Below are 16,692 nucleotides of genomic sequence, written 5' to 3' on the forward strand. Positions count from 1 at the left end.
TCGATGACGATGCTCACCGTCGCCGAGGCACGGGCGAAGGCTCGTACGCGCCTGCGTTCGTCCATGTCGACCTGGGCCACCCAACCCACCCCGACAGCCGTTGAGATCGCACTGCACCCGCCGACAGAGAAGCAGGTGCTCGACGACCAGCGAGCCGCGATGGACTGGGCCGCGAGCTGGCGGGAGATCGCCGCCCCGGGCGCTGACGATTCGACGGCGGAGAATCTGCACGACGCGGAGAGCCCTCACGGCCCGATCATCGACTGGACCGAACGCTCCTGGGCCAGGGTCGGGCGCCAACAGATCCCACTCCGATTGCGTCTGAGAACACCGGATGCGGTGGCGAGATTCGTCGGTGGTGACGAGGCTCGGCAATGGCGTCGCCTGCGGGAGCGGACCAAGACGATCAGGTCGCGGTTCGACGATCAGGACCCAGCCATCTCGGCGACTGTCGAGGACACCGGTGGTGAGGCCGACAATGATCGGATCGTCGATCCGATCGGCCCGGCGATCAAGGCTCATGCGAAACGGATCCTCGGTCTCGGGCAGGCGGAATTCGACACCCTCCTCAGCGTCGTCGCATGGCTGCGCGACCACCCGGTGGGAACCCTGCGACCACGGCAGCTGCCCATCCGCGGGGTCGACTCGAAATGGTTCGAAACGCACCGCTCCCTGGTCACAGCTCTGCTGACGGCAGCCGGGCGGCCCGAGGCGGTCGACGTCCTCGACGCCCAACCACGGATGAGAATGCGCATCCTCGACCCGGATCTCATGCCGTCCGGGCTCGGCGATATCACCGCACCGGCGCCCCAACTGAGTCAGCTGACGATCGCCCCCAGGCTCGTCTTCGTGTTCGAGAACCTCGAATCCGTGCTCGCGATGCCCGACTGGGCCGATGCTGTGGCCGTGCACGGGTCGGGATACGCCGTCGACAACGTCGCCCGCCTGGCCTGGGCACACAGGGCGCGGGTCATCTACTGGGGCGATCTCGACTCGCACGGCTTCGCGATCCTTTCGCGACTGCGCACTCACCTGCCGCACGTGGAATCGACGCTCATGGACGAAGGCACGCTCACCGCCCACCGGGACCTGTGGGTGCAGGAACCGAAACCGCACCGGGGAGAATTCTCGGGTCTCAGTGGGACGGAAGCCCGTGCGCTCGCCCGCCTGCGCGCCGAGGGCGATGTTCGCCTCGAACAGGAGCGCATCCCCTGGGACACGGCGCTGGAACGGCTGACCGCCTCGGCGGGGGAGCCGACAACCTCGGCGAGTGAACCTGCGGCCCCGACAGGGGAACAGGGGTGACCGACCGACCTCGCGGTGGCTTGGCCGCTCTGTGCGTTGCCGAACTGGCCAGCTGGGGCCTGCTCTACTACTCGCTGCCGGTAGCGGTGACACCGATCTCCGCGGACATGGGGTGGAGCCATACAACGGTGACAGCCGCGCTGACCGTGGGGCTCATCGTCTCCGCCCTCGCCGGTGTGCGGGTCGGACGGCTGTTGGATTCGCACGGGCCACGCGCACTCATGAGCCTCGGGACGGTCATCGGCATCGTGGCTTTGCTGCTGGTGGCGGCGGCGCCGAACCTCATCGCCTTCTTCGCAGCCTGGGTGTTAGCCGGGTTCGCCCAGGCAGCGACCCTCTACCCGCCGGCCTTCGCAGTCGTCACCCGCTGGTATGGGTCCGACCGAGTCAAACCGCTGACGACCATCACCCTCGTCGGCGGGCTCGCCTCGACCGTGTTCGCCCCGATCATCGCCTGGCTCATCGACTCCTGCGGCTGGCGGACGAGCTATATCATCCTCGCCGGGATCCTGGCGGTCACGGCACTGCCGATGCACTGGTTCTTCCTCAACCGCAGCTGGACCGACGAGGCAGCCGGACAGTCACGAACACCATCGCGGACAGAGATCCGGAGGGTCACGAGATCGACGCGGTTCATCGTCCTGCAGATCGCCGTTGCACTGTCGACCTTCACCCTCTTCGCGGTGACGATCAACATCATTCCGCTCCTCATCGAACGCGGAGCCGAGTACGGACTCGCGGCGATCGCCCTCGGTCTCGTCGGCTTCGGCCAGGTGACCGGACGCTTCTTCTACCCTGCTCTTGAGCGTCGTTCCAGTTCGCGGGCCAGGACCGTGCTGCTCTTCGCCTGCGGGGCAATCGGGTTATGGCTGTTGGCGTTCGTCCCTGGCCCGATCTGGCTGCTCATCGGCATCGGCATGCTCGCTGGCGGTGTGCGCGGCTGCATCACGCTGCTGCAGGCGACCGCCGTCGCCGACCGGTGGGGGACCAAGAACTTCGGTGCGATCAACGGAGTGTTCGTTGCTCCCATCACCGTCGGCACCGCACTGGCTCCTGTTGCCGGCCCGGCTCTGGCCGGGGTCGTCGGCGGTTACCCGATGATGGCGATCGTCATGGCCGTGCTGCTGACCGCGGCGACGGTGCTGTCGGCGAAGACGTGAATCCGACGAAACGTGTAAAAAAATCGGCGATTTCTTTACACGTTTCGCCAACGTGACAAATCGCTTGTCATGTTCTCAGACGAGTCGCCTCTCCTTGATCAGCGGCCTCGTTCGACCCTGAACCCAGGGATCACAGCGTTTTGCCCAATCGATCACGGGCTCGTTTTAGACTGGTGGACATGTCGATGCCCGGGGTGCACCAATCGCGAAAGAGTCAGTCCCCTCTGCGTCGGCACCAGAATGAGGCTCTCGAGGCACTCGCAGGCTCGGTCGCCGACGATGCTCGCCGGTCCTGGATCGTGCTGCCGCCTGGCGCCGGGAAGACTCGGGTCGGCGTCGAGCACGCGAAGAACCTGCTCGACGCTGGTCACGTCTTCACTGTCGTGGCCTTCGGCCCCAACACCGCCATCCAGACCCAGTGGGCGAACGCGTGGAACGATCTCGGGGCCGACCGTGCCGGACTCGACCGCGATCTCACCACCAGATTCACCGCACTGACCTACCAGTCACTTGCTGTTTTCGACGATGACCGTGACGCCACGACAAGCCTCCTCGACGAACTCGCTCCGGGCGGTCGGGAACTCGTCGACCGCCTCGGCGATGGGGGTCCAGTGCTGCTCATCCTCGACGAATGCCATCACCTGCTCGATGTGTGGGGCAACCTGCTGGCTGAACTCCTCGACCTGCTGCCGGGCGTCTGGGTGCTCGGACTCACCGCAACACCTCCGGGAACGATGACGGCAGCGCAGTCGGAGCTGGTGTCCGGACTGTTCTCCGACATCCGCTACTCCGCCTCGATCCCCGCCGTCGTGAGAGAAGGCGACCTCGCACCATTCGCCGACCTCGTATGGGTGACGACGCCGACGAGCGAGGAGAACAGCTGGCTGTCCGGACAGGCCGTGCGCTTCACCGAGCTCATCACCGGCATCCTCGACCCCACGCAGGGGAGTGTGCCGTTCCTCGAATGGGTCGACCGACGCTTCCTGGGCACACGGGGCCAGACCGTCAGCTGGGTGGCCATGAGCCACTCGCACCCGGACCTGTGCTCTGCGGCCCTGCGTCTGCATCACGCAGACCTGCTGCGACTTCCTCCCGGCGCCAGCCCGGCCGAACAGCACCGGCGCGATCCGGATGCCGACGATTGGGCGCTGCTCATCGACGATTGGATGCGCCACCACCTGATGGCCTCCGAGAACACAGAAGACCGCGAACTCGCCGAGGCGATCCGACGTGCCCTGCCCGCCATCGGGTACCGCTGGACCCGGACCGGCATACGGGCAGGACGCTCACCGGTCGACCGCGTCATCGCCTACTCGGCAGCGAAACCACAGGCGACGACCGAGATCATCTGCGCCGAGGCCGCCAACCTCGGCGAACGCCTGCGGATGCTCGTCCTCTGCGACTTCGAATCGCTCACCGCGACTCTGCCCACCGATGTCCGCGAAGTGCTGAGCGAGCGCTCCGGGTCGGCCATGCTCGTCCTCGAAACGCTCGTCGCCGATGCCCGCACCACGGGGTTGAGGCCGCTCCTCGTGTCCGGCAAGACGGTGGCCGGGGCACCGGATGTGCTCAGCGATCTGCGTACGGCAATCGCCGAATCAGACGAGCCATTGGCCTCCCGCCTGCAGATCAGCGAACCGGAATCGGGTATCAGCCGACTCGAAGGGCCGTGGAGCAGCCGGGCCTGGGTGCCTCATGTGACCGAACTCTTCTCCACGGGCAGATCTCAAGTACTCATCGGCACCCGTGCCCTCCTCGGCGAGGGATGGGACGCACCGGCCATCACCGGGCTCATCGACCTGAGCACAGCCACCACTCCGACCGCGGTGACGCAGACCCGCGGTCGTGCCCTGCGCCGTGACCCGAAGCAGGCACGTAAGGTCGCGCTCAACTGGACAGTAGTGTGCGTCAGCCCCGACCACCCGCGCGGCGACCAGGATTGGGGGCGACTCGTGCGCAAGCATGACGGCTTCTTCGGCACCGACTCCGATGGTGACATCGTCGACGGTGTGGCCCATATCGACTCCGTGTTCTCGCCCTACGAGCCGCCCGAGACCGAGCTCGCCGATGAGATCAATGCGCGGATGATCGCCCGGTCCCAGGACCGTTCAGAGATCGCGCAGCGGTGGCAGGTCGGCCGTGACTACCGGGACGAAGAGGTGCGCTCGGTGAGGATCCTGCAGCCGTCCGACCATCGCGGATCCGAGCAGTCGGCACTGACCGAAGCTGACGCCGCGCGCAACGGCGAGATCAGACCGACGCCGCGCCACCTCGGCGGGGATCCGGGCCGTATTCTGCCGCTCAGGATCACAACTGCGACGGTCGTACCCTGGGTGGGGCTCGGACTGATTCTCCTGGTGATCGGCGTGGCACTGGGTGGGGTCGGAGGCACGGCTCTGACAGTTCTCGGTCTCGTGCTCTGGGCGAGCCTGCCCGTGATGCTGTCTGCGGCGGGAGCGCGACGGGCTCGGCTCTATGCGCGCCCGCCGACGGTGGGCCAGCTCGCCGGCACCATCGCCGAGGCCCTGCGCGAGACGAGGAAGAGCAGTGCCGGTCCGGAAGCGATGCGTCTTCGCGTGGATGCCCGTGGGGATCTGCGGTGTCACCTCGACGCGGATGCACAGTCCGCGGAGGCCTTTGCGCTCGCCCTCGACGAGGTGGTGTCCCCGATCGCCGATCCGCGGTACCTGGTTCCCCGGTGGTCTCTGCCGCAGCCGCAGACGGGTCTGCGCGGGCAGTGGGAGCGGCTGAAGTTCGGCTGGTCAACGCCGCAGCGCAACGACCCGATCTGGCACGCGGTGCCCACGGCGCTGGGTGCGAACCGGGAATCGGCGCAGGCCTATTCCCGGGCGTGGAACCGGTGGATCGGCGGTGGTGAGGCGATGTACACGAGGAACCCCGACGGGGCCGGAATACTGACCGCCTGCCGGGGGACGAACCCGATGCAGATGTCCTCGGTGCTGCGGACCTCTTGGCACTGAGTTCGTCGTTCTGCAGGCGGCTGCCCGGTGTTCTGACGGCGAATGCCCGGTGTTGTGCATGCAGACATGACAGAGCCAGTGTCGGTGCTGTCTCTCGTCTCACAGCTCCAGACCGCTGATGCCGGGGATAGACTGACAGGGCGGTACCAGCCTGCGTCGGCACTCTGACTCGGATGCCGGCGTGGTCCACCTCGGAGCGCTGACAGCTCCACGTGTTTCAACGGAAGGAACTTTATGCCCACCGTCGCCAGAAACATTGTCGATACGCTCGCTGCCAGCGGAGTCAAGCGCGTCTACGGCATCCCCGGAGATTCGCTCAACGGCTTCACCGACGCCTTGCGCGTCAATCCTCAGCTCGACTGGGTTCAGGTTCGCCACGAGGAGGCGGCGTCATTCGCAGCCAGCGGCGAGGCCGCACTGACCGGTGAACTCGCCGTCTGCGCCGGCAGCTGCGGACCGGGAAACCTCCACCTCATCAACGGCCTCTACGACGCTCAGCGCTCCCGTGTCCCGGTGCTCGCGATCGCCGCACACATCCCTAGCGATGAGATCGGCTCGAACTACTTCCAAGAGACCCACCCGACCGACCTGTTCCGCGAATGCAGCGTCTACCTCGAACATGTGGCCACCGCGGAGCAGATGCCCCGCCTGCTGCGCATCGCCATGCGCGAGGCCATCGAAAAGCGCGGAGTCGCGGTCCTCGTCATCCCCGGCGACGTCGCCCTGACCGAGATCGATGCCGCCGCCGAGGTGGTGCGGTCCTATGCGCCGCACGTGATCCCTGCTGATTCCCAGGTGGAGGCCGCAGCGAAGGCACTGAACAAGGGCAAGAAGACCACGATCCTCGCCGGTGCCGGAACGGAAGGCGCCCACGACGAGCTCATCGCCATCGCGGAGAAGCTGCAGGCGCCGATCGTCCACGCGCTGCGCGGCAAGCAATTCATCGAGTACGACAATCCCTACGACGTGGGAATGACAGGTCTGCTCGGATTTTCCTCCGGCTATCACGCGCTCAAGGGCTGCGACACCCTGCTCATGCTGGGCACGGATCTGCCCTATCAGCAGTTCTATCCCGACGATGCCACGGTCATCCAGGTGGATGTCCGAGGTTCTCAGATCGGGAGGCGGACCCCGGTCGACATCGGACTGGTCGGAACCGTGGCCGACACCGTTGACACCCTGCTGCCGTTGATCAAACCGAGCCGCAGCAGCACACATCTGAAGTCGATGACCAAGCACTACGAGAAGACCCGCAAGGAACTCGACGAGCTCGCAACACCGTCGAAGCGGACGATCCACCCGCAGTATCTGACTCGGCTCATCGACGAGGCGGCCGATGACGATGCCGTCTTCATCCCCGATGTCGGCTCACCGGTGACCTGGGCGGCCAGGTACCTGACGATGAACGGCAAGCGTTCGCTGATCGGGTCCTTCAGCCACGGCTCCATGGCCAATGCTCTGTCACAGAGCGTCGGCGTGCAGTCGGCCTTCCCTGATCGGCAGACCATTGCCCTGGCCGGAGACGGCGGGTTGGCGATGCTGCTGGGCGAGCTCCTCACCTTGACCCAGAACAAGCTGCCGGTCAAGACCGTCGTCTACAACAACTCCTCACTGAATTTCGTGGAACTGGAGATGAAGGCGGCAGGCTTCGTCACCTTCGGAACGGAGCTGGAGAACCCTGACTTCTCCACCATCGCCGAGGCGGTCGGCATCAAGGGCTTCCGCGTCGAGAAGTCCAAAGACCTGCCGAAGGTGGTCAAGGAGTTCCTCGCCTACGACGGCGCGGCGGTCCTCGACGTCGTCACCGAACGGCAGGAGATGTCCATGCCGCCGACGATCACCGCCGAGCAGGCCAAGGGCTTCGCGCTCTATGCGATCCGCACGGTGATGTCGGGCAAGGGCGACGAGCTCATCGACCTGGCACGCACGAACATCCGCCAGCTGTTCTGAGGGTCTCGCTCAACCGGTCGGGCTGTCGCTCGGTCTCGGCAGCAGCCGGCGAGGCAGAACGCGCCCAACGTTGAAACGGTCGGTAAGTCCGAGTCGATTTTGAGCCCAAAAGGGCCGTTCATCGACTCGGACTTACCGACCGTTTGCGATCGGACCCAGTTCAGGCGATCGGGTAGTCCGCCAGGGCCTGCGCGGTGACCAGGGCAGCGGTCATGGCTTCGTGGCCCTTGTCTTCCTGTGAGCCCTCGAGCCCGGCACGGTCCAGTCCCTGCTGTTCCGTGTCACAGGTCAGCACCCCGAATCCAACCGGTTTGCGGGAGTCGATGGCCACTCGATTGAGTCCGTCTGTGGCGGCTTGGCAGACGTAGTCGAAGTGTGGGGTGCCGCCGCGGATGACGACGCCGAGGGCGACCACCGCGTCGAAGTGCGGTGCCAGGCGTGCCGCGGCGAGGGGCAGTTCGAAGCTTCCCGGAACCCGAACCAGGGTGGCTTGGGCTCCGGCTTCGCTGGCTGCTCGCTGGGCACCGTCGACGAGGCCGTCCATGATCTGCGTGTGCCAGGAGGCTGCAATGATCGCGATGCGAGTGTCGGCAACAGAGACGGTGAGCTCAGGTGCTCCGGAGTGTGCCATGGGTGGATCCTTTCGTAGCGGCCGTGATGGCCAAGGTTTCTGGAAGCGTCGGTGGATGCCGGGAAGTGCGGGTGGTCAGCAGTGGTGCTTCTCGGCGATGGGTGTCGCAGGGCTGGCCGCCGAGGCGGTGGCGCTGCCGACCACCGAGGGCAGGGTCAGAGTATGGTGCATGCGCTCACGCTTGGTGGCCAGATAGTCCGTGTTCTCCGGGCGGGCGGGAATCTCGAGCGGAATGACCGCTTCGATGGTGATCCCCAGCGATTCGAGCGCTCGAGTCTTGTCCGGATTGTTCGTCAGCAGCCGGATGCGGGTCAGTCCGATCGAGCGCAGAATCTCGGCGGCCGCACGGTAGTCACGGTCATCGTCGTGGAAGCCGAGCTCACGGTTGGCATCGACCGTGTCCAGACCGCGGTCCTGCAGGGCATAGGCCTGCAGCTTGTTGCTCAGCCCGATTCCGCGACCCTCGTGGCCGGTCATGTAGATCACGGCACCGCCTTCAGCAGAAATCCGCTGCATTGCCAGATCCAGCTGTTCTCCGCAGTCGCACCGGTGGGAGCCGAAGACGTCCCCGGTCAGGCACTCCGAATGCACCCGAACCAGGGGTGCGGGCCCGCGCAGCGCAGGCTCCTGTCCCGTCGATGCTTCGTCAACGGCGGCAGAGTTCACCTCGGAGAACACGCCGAGGTGGTCGTGGCCGTCGATCGTGAATGCGCGGGCGGTGAAGCTCCCGTGCTTCGTCGGCAGCGGCACCTCGGCCGATGGTGCGATCGATCCTGAAGTCGCATCTGACTCACCCGGCACGTTTGTCGAGTCGGCCGTCGAATTCGCATCGAGCCCGTGACCGGTCTCGTTGAGGTATTCGATGAGTTCTTCGATCGAGACCATCACGAGCTGATGGGCATCGGCGAACTCGCGGAGGGAGTCGAAGCGCATCATCGACCCGTCGTCGTGGACGACCTCGCCGATCATGGCCACGGGGCTGGCCCCGGCCAGGCGCGCGAACTCGACTCCGGCCTCCGTGTGGCCCGGGCGTTCACGGACTCCACCGGCCTTAGCGATGAGTGGGAACACGTGACCGGGGCGCGTGATCGAGGCGGGGTCGGGCACTGCTACGGCAAGATGGCGCCCGGTCAGGGCGCGTTCGGCGGCGCTGATGCCGGTGGTCACGCCGACCGCATCGCAGCTGATCGTGTACGCGGTGCCCTTCGGGTCTTCATTGGCGGAGACCATGGGCGGCAGTTCGAGTGCGGCGGCGCGCTCGGCGTCCATGGGTGCGCAGATGACGCCGGAGGTGTAGCGGACGAAGAAGCCCATGGTCGCAGCCTCGGCGAATTCGGCGGCCATGATGAGGTCGCCCTCGTTCTCGCGGTCCTCGTCATCGACGACGACGATGGGCTGGCCAGCGGCGAAAGCGGTGATCGCTTCGTCGATCGGGTTGAGCCGAGCGTGTTCCAGGGATGTGTCGGGCCGATCAGTTCTCGGGGTGGTTTCAGTCATGGTCGGCTCCTTGCTGGGTGCTGTCGGTCGTGCGGGTGCTGTCGGTTGAGTTGAAGAAGGTGGTTGCTTCGTTCCGGAATGAAAGCAGGCGGGCCGTGTACTTCGCGAGCACGTCCACCTCGATGTTGACCGGGTCGCCGGGGGAGATGTCGCCGAACGTGGTGTGCGACAGGGTGGCAGGGATGAGCCCGACCTCGACCCAGGCGCTGGCCGCGGAGGGTTCGGAGACGTCGGTCAGAGTCAGCGAGACACCGTTGAGCGCGATGGACCCCTTGACCGCGGTGTAGGGGGCGAGGTGATTCGGGATTCCGATGCGCAGCGTCGACCACTCGGCGTGGTCGTCCCGGCTGGTCAGCTCGCCGCACCCGTCGACGTGCCCCTGCACCACATGGCCGTCGAAGCGACCCGAAGCAGGTGTGCACCTTTCGAGGTTGACGCGGTCTCCGGTGCGCAGAGCTCCGAGGCCGGTCAACCGCAGGGTCTCACCCATCACCTCGGCGGTGAAGGGGCCTGACACCGCGGCTGTGAAGGCACCCGGCGGCGAGGAAGCTTCGTCTCTGACCGAGGTCAGGCACACGCCGTTGACGGCCAGCGAGCCGCCGAGTCCGAGGTCGTCGACGAGGCCCTTGGCATCGATGGTGATGACGGCCGAATCGTCCTTGCTCTCGATGGCTGCGACGGTGCCGAGCTCTTCGATGATGCCGGTGAACATGTGCCCTCCGAATGAGTGTCCGATGAGTGAGTAGGTGGTCTGTCAGATGGTGTAGTTGTCAGCGCCGGCTTCGCCGACGACGAAGTGCAGCAGCACGTCCGGTCCGAGTTGAGACATCGCCGGCTCGGCGGTCTCGTCCGGAATCAGGCTGGCGGCATCGCTGAGCGTCGAGGTGTTCAGGCCGGACAAGCTCGAAAGCCCGGAGCCCACGAGCAGTGGAGCCTGGTAGCAGAAGACCTCATCGACGATCCCCGCGGCGAAGAAGGCACCGAGCACGCTGGGCCCGCCCTCGACGAGGATGTGGCGCAGGCCCCGGGCGTGCAGCTCGCCCAGCGCGGCGGTGATGTCGCGCGTGCGCAGATGGACGGTGTCGGGATTGAGCGCCAGGAACGATTCCGGCGGCAGGGACGTCAATCCGAGCACGACGGGCACCGGCTGAGTCTCCAACGGCTGCCCGCCGGGGCCCCTGGCATTGAGGCGCGGATCGTCGGCGAGGACGGTGCCGGTTCCGACGAGAATCCCGTCGACCCGGGACCGGAACTGATGCGCATGCTCTCGCGACGCCGCCGAGGTGATCCACTGGCTGGTCCCGTCGGCCGCGGCGACCTTGCCGTCGAGGCTCTGCGCGATCTTCGCAGTCACGAACGGACGTTCGGCCGCAACGGCACGACGCCACTGGGCATTGAGAGCCAGCGATTCCTCGTGGGCCAGGCCCGATCGGACCCGAACCCCCGCCTCGGCGAGGGTGGCTGCGCCCCCGGCAGCGGCATCGTTAGAATCGGCTGATGCGTAGACGACCTCGGGGATGTTGGCGTCGATGATCGCCTGGGTACACGGGCCGGTCCGGCCGGTGTGATTGCACGGTTCCAGTGTCACGAACAGGGTGGAGGCAGCGAGGTCGACGCCGAGGTCGATGGCCGTGGTGATGACGTCGACCTCGGCGTGGGGGGTGCCCGCACCTGCATGGTGGCCGACGACGACCTGGGATTCTCGCGTCAGGATCGCGGCTCCCACCAGCGGATTCGCGCCTCGGTGACCACGTCGCGCGGCCTGCAGTGCAGCGGACATCGCGGTCGTTTCGAGTTCGGAGAACCCCGCGTCCATGAAAAAACCTCCCGTGCCGATGCCGGGAGGGAGAATATTGCGGGTGCAACTATCAGGGCGTGCGATCATGTGCGCCAGTGCACTGGGATGCACCGAATCACAGCGACCGCGGTCGCCATGCTCCTCCCATCCAGACTCTGACTGTCGGTTTCGGAATTTCACCGAATCAGCTGCCTGCACGAATGCAGCCAGGTCGCGGACTATCACCGCCGGTACGGATTTTCACCGTCCCCGGAACATGTGAAAACAGACTAGCACGACCCTCGCTGAGGCGGCCATGACGTCCGTCACATGAGATGAGCAGGTGCCCTGCCGCAGGCGGAACGCGGATCACTGTGACCGGGTGGAGCGGGCCTCGGGTTGAGAGAGTGCATAACTTGGGTATATAACTGAGTTATGGATGATGTTGATTCGGCCGAGCTAGTCTCCGGCCTTGTCGTTGTCTCTTCGCGCCTGACCAGGGCGTTAAGACGAGTGATCGGCAACGAGAGCGATCTGGTCACTCTGCGTGCGCTCGGCGTCGTTGAGCAGTACCAGCCGGTCCGAGTTGGACATTTCGCTCAGGGCTACCTGTGCTCTCAACCGGCAGCGACGAAAGTCCTGGCTCGTCTCGAGGAAGCAGGTTACGTTCTGCGCGAAGCCAGCCCCGGCGACAGGAGAGCGTCACAGTTCTCCTTGACCGATGCAGGCCGTTCGAGGCTGACCGAGAATCGCAGCATCCTGGCCGAGCGGATGGAACCGTACTTCGAAGCCCTGACCCCCGAAGACCGACTCAGCGTCCACCGGGCGCTGGGCCTGGTGTCTCAGTATCTGCAGGATCAGCATCCGGTGGACGCCGAGGAGGTCGGCCAGGACGACGAGCAGGCGGACCGATGAGGTCAACCTCGCCGGTCGTCGAATCGAGCCATCGGATCACATCAGTCACACGACAATCGAACGAACGACGAAAGGGTGCGCAGGAACAGCAATGAGCGTGTCACCAGGGAATGAAACACAGACAGAGGATGGGCAAGGTGCTCAGGCATCCGTCCTGAAGCAGCCGCGTGCTGTATGGGCGGTTGCGTTCGCCGCGGTCATCGCCTTCATGGGCATCGGGCTCGTGGACCCGATCCTGCCCGCGATCTCCGCTGAGCTCGACGCTTCGCCGGCCCAGTCGATGCTGCTGTTCACCAGTTACCTGTTCATCACAGGCGGCATGATGTTCTTCACCAGCTTCGTGTCCTCACGCATCGGCGCGAAGACGACGCTGCTCATCGGCCTCGTCCTCATCGTCGCATTCTCGGCACTGGCCGGATTCTCCGGCAGCGTCGACCAGATCATCGGCTTCCGCGCCGGTTGGGGACTGGGCAACGCCCTCTTCATCTCGACCGCGCTCTCGACCATCGTCGGCGCTGCCTCCGGTGGTGCTGAGAAGGCGATCATCCTCTACGAGGCGGCGCTGGGCGTCGGCATTGCGACCGGTCCTCTGCTCGGCGGTCTGCTCGGCGGCATCTCCTGGCGCGGCCCGTTCTTCGGCACCGCGGTCCTCATGGCCATCGGCTTCATCGCCATCGTGATCCTGCTCCCCTCTGAGAAGTCGGGCGGCGGGAAGTCCCTCAAGACTTCACCCGAACCGATCAAGCTCAGTGCGACCTTCCGCGCTCTCGGTCGGCCCGGAGTCCTGGTCCTGGGCATTGCCGCGCTGCTGTACAACTTCGGCTTCTTCATCCTTCTGGCCTACAGCCCGTTCCCGGTCGAAGCCGCCGCGGCGAAGATGGGCATCGAGGACTTCGGCGCCATGGGACTCGGGTACGTCTTCTTCGGCTGGGGCATGTGCGTGGCGATCACCTCGGTGTGCGGCGCACCTCTGCTGACCAAACGCCTGGGGCGTCGTCGCAGCCTCGTCGTCTCCCTCGTGGCTCTGGCCGTGCTGCTGTTCGTGATGGCCTTCCTCGTCGAATCATTCGTCGGCATCATCGTCTGCGTGATCGTCGCCGGACTGATCTTGGGTGTGCTCAACACAGTCTTCACCGAATCCGCCATGGAGGTCAGTGACCTGCCCCGTCCGGTCGCCTCGGGCACGTATTCTGGTGTGCGCTTCATCGGCGGTGCTGTGGCGCCGATCGTCGCCGGATCCGTTTCCGAATCGATCGGCACCGGTGCCCCGTACTTCTTCGGTGCGGGTGTAGTGCTCCTGTCCGTCGTCGTCATTGCGATCGGGTGGAAGGCCGTGCGTCGCGTCGACGGTCACATCGACGAAACTCCTGTCGACGAAGCCTATGCGCTCACCGGCGGAGACGCCTGAGTCGAGCTCAGCGGCGCAGACGCTTCTGCGCACCCCGTGCCAGCAGCAGGATCAGCACCACCGAGGCGAGCATCGACCACGGACTCACCAGCGAACCGGTGACGATGACGGCCGCGGCGAGCGGTCCGTACGCCACCGCGTCGAATTGCCATGCGAGAATCATGAGGACGGAGATGTCTCCAGCCGGGGTCGGAATCGGGGTCGTCATCTGAACGGGCAGAGGTCCCTTGGTCGCGGCGTGGATGCGTGCCGCCGCAATCTGGATCAGACCCAGAACGAGGGTCCCGCCGAGGCTGGGGTCCCACAGTCCGCGACTGCCAGTGACGAGGGCTCCCAGGAGACAGATCAGCGGCAGGGTGAGGACCAGCATGAGCGTCGTGTATGCGGCGCCGCTTCGCGTCAGCATTGCGCCCGCGGTGAGTCGGAACAGGGGCGCACAGCCGGCAGTCTCGGCCACGAACTCGAGGCTGTCGGTAAAGGCGCCGAAACCCAGGTGGATGAGCGTGAGCGCCGCAGCGAGGACGAGCATGACCAGTGCGAGATCGGGGGCTGAGGAGTCGAGCCGCTCGTCCAAGGAGATGCCGCAGCCGATCAGCAGTGCGCCGAGGGCGATGAGGAGGATGCCGAGAAGAGGTCTCCGAGGCGCCCTCCAGGCCGAGAGCCACAGCCCCCACGGGGTGCGTGGGACCGCCGCCGTCCACCACCGCGGCAGCACCCGCATGGCCCGTCCCGTGCTGGGAGCCGACCGATGCCCACGGCTCGCCGCGCTCCAGTCGCCGGTCCTCGTCAAAGTGGAAGCCGCCTCGGCGAGGGCGGAATGTCTGAGCACCGTCTCCGTGCGCAGCCGTGTGAGGCAGAATGGAATCAGCCAGGGCGCCGAGAGCGCGAGCAGCCCGATCTCGACGAGGATGGCGACCGCGAAGACGTCATAGATGATCGCCAGGACACTCGTGGCGCCGAGAACGGAGGAGCACCATGCGCGAAGAGGCGCGACCTTGGCCTGACCGATCAGACGAGCATCGGCACACGCCATGCCCAGGACCACACCGCCGAGGCCCATCCAGCCGACGGTGCCCACCGACCAATCCAGTGAGATGGAACCAGCGGCGCCGAGGGCCAGACCCGCGGCGCCGAGGACCAGGGCGGTTGCGACGAAGGCTCTCAAAGACGTCGGGCCGAGGGATCTCCAGCGAGGCTGCGGGGACTGGAGGCGCACCGTGGCTTCGAATCGTCCCGGTGCGATCGGGCCCCGAAGCTCCCCGACGGCGAGGGCGACAAGGCTGACGAGTCCGCCGGCGAATGCCCAGTCCAAGGGCTGCGCCGTGCTCAGCGCGGCGGCGATGACGGTCTGGTCGAGGATGACGACCAGAAGGTTGATGAGCATCGGGGACAGGAAGATCGTGAACAGCGTGATGACGTAGACGGCCATCGTCGTCGACCCGAAGGCTCGCCCGATGCCCGCGTGGCGGGACCTGACGAAGGCCCCTGCGCCGCTGCCACTCACGAGAGTCCGGTCGCATCGCGTGTGAGGGGGAGATATTCCTCGCCGAGGCGGTCGATGACCTTCTGAGAGTGACTGGCAAGGACCAGCGTGGTGCCGTTCTGGGAGCGCTTCTCGAGAACGGTGATGAGGAGATCGAGTCGTGTGGAGTCGAGCCGCTGTTCGGGCTCGTCGAGGACGAGCAGCTGTGCAGGCCGGACGAGGACCATCGCCAGCTGCATGAGCTGAGTCTGGCCCGAGGAGAGTTCGTGGGCGAATCGTTCGGCGAGGAAGTCGATCTCGAGCTCCTCGAGCTGACGCATCGCTGCGGTGTGCGGTTCGCGAAGCGACCAGCTCATGGCGATGGCCACGAGGTGTTCGGCCACGGTCAGTTCTCGACTGATGGGTGCTCGGCCGATGAGCCCGGTGACGGCGGCACGGAACTCCGACTTTCGGTCGTCGGGTGCCAGCCCGCAGACAGTCACCGTTCCCTGTGTCGGTGACAGAAGTCCGGTGAGGGCGGAGAGCAGCGTCGTCTTCCCACTCCCATTGTCGCCGCCGATGACCAGATTGTGTCCGATGTCCAATGAGATGTCCGTCGGGGACAGCAGGGTGAAATCGCCCGTCGAGACGCCGAGTCCGTCAGCCCTGATGGCCGAGACGGCATCCGCGGTTCGTGCCTGCGAGTCCGTCGGACCCGAATCCCTTCGTCTGGATCCGGTTGGTCGGTTCATGGGATGGTCCTTCGCTGATGAGGCTGCGTGTCCAGCGTACTCGACTGGCAAGGCCGGGTCTCAAAGGAACGGCCTGGTCAGAGGAGTGGTGCAGGTCAAGCTGGTCTGCACGGCTTCCACGTTCCAGATCTGCAACGGAGTCGATACGGGAATTGCGGCCGTTGTGTAGCACAATTGGTATCGCACTTGATTGCACCACTTCATTGCACAGCGAATCTACTCCTAACACGAAGGTCATCATGTCCTACGATGCGAACAGCGCCTACAACGCGAACAATGCCTACCCTTCAGGCCCCGGGGCTCCCGGCCCTGGAGCGATGGGTCCTGGTGGCCAGATCCGCGGAGCTGCCAGCCCCGAAGATCTCTCCCTCCCGCTCTACGGCGCCTCGTTCGGCCAGGCCGTCAAGCGCTTCTTCAAGAAGTACGTCGTGTTCTCCGGGCGCGCATCACGCAGCGAATTCTGGTGGATGGCGCTGTTCTCTTTCCTGGTGCAGCTCATTCCACTGGTGCTGATCATTGTCGGCGCGGTCATGGCGGCGAGTTCCGCGGCGATGGTGGACCCCTACGATCCGAGTGCTGCGCAGGCGGCAATGTCGGGCCCAGGGGTGATTGTCGCGGGGATTGGCTATGTCATCGGTGGTCTCATCGCTCTCGCCATGATCATCCCAAACCTCGCGATCACTTGGCGTCGTCTGCACGACGCAAACTTCGCTGGTCCGTTCTTCTTCCTCAGCTTCATCCCCGGTGTCGGCGGACTCATCGTGTTCGTCCTTGAACTCATGCCTTCCAAGCCTGAAGGCCAGCGCTTCGACGTATGATCGCCTGAGCACTATTGCTGGAGCGAGATTTACACA

13 protein-coding genes and 1 riboswitch are annotated in these 16,692 nt (G+C 65.6%); of the genes, 7 read left to right on the forward strand and 6 right to left on the reverse strand.

Going from position 1 to position 16,692, the window contains the following annotated elements:
• Positions 1–3: 3 nt before the first annotated feature.
• The 4 genes from BLT92_RS11810 to poxB all read left to right on the forward strand — a co-directional run bounded on the left by BLT92_RS11810 (position 4) and on the right by poxB (position 7,396).
• Entirely contained in the window at positions 4–1,305 is a 1,302-nt protein-coding gene (locus BLT92_RS11810) for a Wadjet anti-phage system protein JetD domain-containing protein (RefSeq protein WP_092105878.1), read from the forward strand.
• Positions 1,302–2,465: an MFS transporter gene (locus BLT92_RS11815; RefSeq protein WP_092105880.1), complete on the forward strand. Its 1,164-nt coding sequence runs from the start codon at positions 1,302–1,304 to the stop codon at positions 2,463–2,465. The genes BLT92_RS11810 and BLT92_RS11815 overlap by 4 nt, the downstream gene beginning before the upstream one ends.
• A gap of 179 nt (positions 2,466–2,644) precedes the next feature.
• Positions 2,645–5,446 (forward strand): DEAD/DEAH box helicase family protein, encoded by a 2,802-nt coding sequence (locus BLT92_RS11820; protein WP_092105882.1) that lies wholly within the window; start codon positions 2,645–2,647, stop codon positions 5,444–5,446.
• A 234-nt stretch (positions 5,447–5,680) separates the two neighbouring features.
• The gene (gene poxB, locus BLT92_RS11825) at positions 5,681–7,396 is read left to right on the forward strand and encodes a ubiquinone-dependent pyruvate dehydrogenase (protein ID WP_092105884.1); all 1,716 of its coding nucleotides are present in this window, start codon (positions 5,681–5,683) and stop codon (positions 7,394–7,396) included.
• A gap of 160 nt (positions 7,397–7,556) precedes the next feature.
• Here the strand turns inward: poxB and ribH are convergent, their stop codons facing one another.
• The 4 genes from ribH to ribD all read right to left on the reverse strand — a co-directional run bounded on the left by ribH (position 7,557) and on the right by ribD (position 11,340).
• Positions 7,557–8,027 (reverse strand): 6,7-dimethyl-8-ribityllumazine synthase, encoded by a 471-nt coding sequence (ribH, locus tag BLT92_RS11830; protein ID WP_092105886.1) that lies wholly within the window; start codon positions 8,025–8,027, stop codon positions 7,557–7,559.
• A gap of 75 nt (positions 8,028–8,102) precedes the next feature.
• Positions 8,103–9,524 carry a 3,4-dihydroxy-2-butanone-4-phosphate synthase gene (gene ribB / locus BLT92_RS11835; RefSeq protein ID WP_092105888.1) on the reverse strand — a complete coding sequence of 474 codons (1,422 nt, stop codon included), beginning with the start codon at positions 9,522–9,524 and terminating at the stop codon, positions 8,103–8,105.
• The gene (locus BLT92_RS11840; RefSeq protein ID WP_092105890.1) at positions 9,517–10,236 is read right to left on the reverse strand and encodes a riboflavin synthase; all 720 of its coding nucleotides are present in this window, start codon (positions 10,234–10,236) and stop codon (positions 9,517–9,519) included. The genes ribB and BLT92_RS11840 overlap by 8 nt, the downstream gene beginning before the upstream one ends.
• Positions 10,237–10,278: 42 nt before the next feature.
• Positions 10,279–11,340, reverse strand: a complete 1,062-nt coding sequence (gene ribD, locus BLT92_RS11845; protein WP_092105892.1) for a bifunctional diaminohydroxyphosphoribosylaminopyrimidine deaminase/5-amino-6-(5-phosphoribosylamino)uracil reductase RibD — start codon at positions 11,338–11,340, stop codon at positions 10,279–10,281.
• A 114-nt stretch (positions 11,341–11,454) separates the two neighbouring features.
• Positions 11,455–11,583, reverse strand: a riboswitch (FMN riboswitch).
• 153 nt (positions 11,584–11,736) lie between these two features.
• Here ribD and BLT92_RS11850 point away from each other — a divergent pair.
• The gene (locus BLT92_RS11850) at positions 11,737–12,216 is read left to right on the forward strand and encodes a MarR family winged helix-turn-helix transcriptional regulator (RefSeq protein WP_092105894.1); all 480 of its coding nucleotides are present in this window, start codon (positions 11,737–11,739) and stop codon (positions 12,214–12,216) included.
• Positions 12,217–12,307: 91 nt separating this feature from the next.
• Entirely contained in the window at positions 12,308–13,624 is a 1,317-nt protein-coding gene (locus tag BLT92_RS11855) for an MFS transporter (RefSeq protein WP_092105895.1), read from the forward strand.
• Between the two features lie 7 nt (positions 13,625–13,631).
• On the opposite strand, the gene BLT92_RS11860 is transcribed toward BLT92_RS11855, so the two are convergent.
• Positions 13,632–15,128, reverse strand: a complete 1,497-nt coding sequence (locus BLT92_RS11860; protein ID WP_092105896.1) for a hypothetical protein — start codon at positions 15,126–15,128, stop codon at positions 13,632–13,634.
• Entirely contained in the window at positions 15,125–15,838 is a 714-nt protein-coding gene (locus BLT92_RS11865) for an ABC transporter ATP-binding protein (RefSeq protein ID WP_092105897.1), read from the reverse strand. Before BLT92_RS11865 ends, BLT92_RS11860 begins: the two co-directional genes overlap by 4 nt.
• A gap of 239 nt (positions 15,839–16,077) precedes the next feature.
• Between BLT92_RS11865 and BLT92_RS11870 the strand changes: the two genes are divergently transcribed.
• Positions 16,078–16,656: a DUF805 domain-containing protein gene (locus BLT92_RS11870; RefSeq protein ID WP_231938793.1), complete on the forward strand. Its 579-nt coding sequence runs from the start codon at positions 16,078–16,080 to the stop codon at positions 16,654–16,656.
• Positions 16,657–16,692: the final 36 nt, after the last annotated feature.

It is taken from the genome of Brevibacterium picturae (assembly GCF_900105045.1).
In the GTDB taxonomy this organism is placed as follows: domain Bacteria; phylum Actinomycetota; class Actinomycetes; order Actinomycetales; family Brevibacteriaceae; genus Brevibacterium; species Brevibacterium picturae.